General features: G+C 46.3%; 3 protein-coding genes. All 3 read left to right on the forward strand.

Translation table 11 applies throughout. The features are described from left to right. Positions 1–372: Asd/ArgC dimerization domain-containing protein (locus WA010_RS09020; protein WP_422556799.1), on the forward strand; the 372-nt coding region annotated here is incomplete at its 5' end. Between the two features lies 1 nt (position 373). Next, the gene (locus tag WA010_RS09025; RefSeq protein ID WP_422556800.1) at positions 374–898 is read left to right on the forward strand and encodes a YqhA family protein; all 525 of its coding nucleotides are present in this window, start codon (positions 374–376) and stop codon (positions 896–898) included. Next, a partial coding sequence (locus WA010_RS09030) for a uroporphyrinogen decarboxylase family protein (RefSeq protein WP_422556801.1) occupies positions 891–1,567 on the forward strand: 677 nt, incomplete at its 3' end. The genes WA010_RS09025 and WA010_RS09030, both read left to right, overlap by 8 nt.

Here is a 1,567-nt window from a genome sequence, read left to right on the forward strand (position 1 = left end):
ATGGTGAATGAGACTCAAAAAATCATGCACAAAGAGATCGAAGTGAGTGCAACCTGTGTCCGTATCCCAACCCTTCGCGGTCATGCCGAAACACTTACCCTCACGTTTGATGGTGCGGTGGACGCTGATGAAGCACGTGAATTACTCCGCAAAGCACCAAACATTATCATTCTGGATGAACCGAAAGAGAGTATTTATCCGATGCCGTCTCTTTGTATGGATCAAAATGAGACCTTTGTGGGACGTATCCGCAACGACCTTTACCGCGAAAATGTCCTTCATCTATGGGTTGTAGCTGACAACCTACGAGTAGGAGCTGCGACAAACGCCGTCCGTATCGCCCAAAAATGGGTAGAGATGCAAGGAGAATAAGATGAATTTTCTCGAAAAACTCTTCGAACATGGGTTGTGGAGCACGCGCTTCATCATTCTACTCGCTGTTGTTTTCGGTCTTGTAGGGGCATTTGTCCTCTTCGCCGTCGCGAGTGTTGATGTTTATAATACCGCTGCTTACGTTGTGCAAACGTATGCTATCCATGCCCATCCTGAACACTTTCACGAAGAGATTGTCGGCGGTATTATCGGTGCAGTTGACTTATACCTTATCGGGGTTGTGATGATTATCTTCTCGTTTGGTCTGTATGAGCTCTTTATCTCCGATATCGATCCGGCAAAAGATGAGCACGGACATGAAAATCAGCTCCTCGCCGTTCATTCACTCGATCAACTCAAAGATAAAATCTCGAAAGTTATCGTCATGGTACTCGTCGTTGGTTTTTTCCAAAAAGTGGGACATACCGTATTTAGCGGAGCATTAGAACTCCTTTATCTAGCCCTCTCGATCACAGCTGTAGCCGTCGGTCTTTATTTCTTGAGCAAAGTAGGTCACCATGAGTAAAAATTTTGTTGATGCGTGTTTCGGTAAAGAGACCCCTTATACCCCTGTATGGATGATGCGTCAAGCGGGACGTTATCTCCCTGAGTATATGGAAGTACGCCGCCGTGCCGGAAACTTTCTCAATCTTTGCCACGCTCCCGATATGGCGGCAGAAGTGACGATCCAACCCGTCGATCTTGTCGGTGTTGATGCGGCGATTTTGTTCAGCGATATATTGGTCGTTCCGAACGAAATGGGGATGCAACTCGACTTTATCAAAGGGGAAGGACCCGTTTTCGAAAAACCGATCACTTCTGAAGAGGATTTAGATGTACTTATCGGCGGTGAGGAAGCGGCATCAAAACTTACCTACGTTTATGAAACCATCCAAATTCTCCGCAAACAGCTCGATGAGCGCGGTGATAACAAAGCCCTCATCGGATTTACGGGTGCACCGTGGACGTTAGCCACTTATATGATCGAGGGGCAAGGGACTAAAACCTATAACATCTGTAAAAAAATGATGTACTCTAACCCTGAACTTCTCCATAAAATCCTCCGAAAAGTGACCGATGTGGTCAAATTGTATATGGAAAAACAGATTCAATCGGGAATCGATGTCGTCCAAATCTTCGACAGTTGGGCTGCGGCGATCGAACCTAGCCGATACGATGAGTTCTCATGGAGCTA

Source organism: Sulfuricurvum sp., assembly GCF_049305995.1.
Taxonomy (GTDB): Bacteria; Campylobacterota; Campylobacteria; order Campylobacterales; family Sulfurimonadaceae; genus Sulfuricurvum.

Bases quoted from the DNA above. Each gene is read 5' to 3' on its own strand.
- WA010_RS09025 (WP_422556800.1), top strand. From the start codon at position 374: ATGAATTTTCTCGAAAAACTCTTCGAACATGGGTTGTGGAGCACGCGC.